The sequence below is a fragment of the Mesorhizobium sp. M6A.T.Ce.TU.002.03.1.1 genome (assembly GCF_003997275.1).
GTDB lineage: Bacteria > Pseudomonadota > Alphaproteobacteria > Rhizobiales > Rhizobiaceae > Mesorhizobium > Mesorhizobium mediterraneum.
Window position 1 is genome coordinate 1 of record NZ_RZTI01000344.1, and the last position, 398, is coordinate 398.

The 398-nt window shown below is 63.8% G+C and carries 1 protein-coding gene; it reads right to left on the minus strand.

The genetic code is table 11. The features are described from left to right. Positions 1 to 398, minus strand: a 398-nt coding sequence (locus EOC93_RS33870) for an ABC transporter ATP-binding protein (RefSeq protein ID WP_164759414.1), incomplete at both ends; no start/stop codon positions are given.

Below are 398 nucleotides of genomic sequence, written 5' to 3' on the forward strand. Positions count from 1 at the left end.
CCATGACGACGATGCGGTCCGACAGATAGACGGCCTCCTCGACGTCATGCGTGACGAAGAGCACGGTGAGCCGATGCTCCTCCCATATCTGGGTCAGCAGTTCCTGCATCTGGTGCCGGGTCAAGGCGTCCAGCGCGCCAAAGGGCTCGTCCATCAAAAGCATCTTGGGCCGATAGGAAAGCGCGCGCGCAATGGCGACGCGCTGCTTCATGCCGCCCGAGAGCTCCGATGGATAGCGCTCGGCGCTGTCCGACAGCTTGACCAGATCGAGATGCTCGAGCGCGATCTCGCGGCAGGCCGCGCGATCGTAACCGGCGGCCTTGAGGGCAAACTCGATGTTCTGCCGCGCCGTCAGCCAGGGAAGCAGCGTGTAGGACTGGAAGACGACGCCACGATCG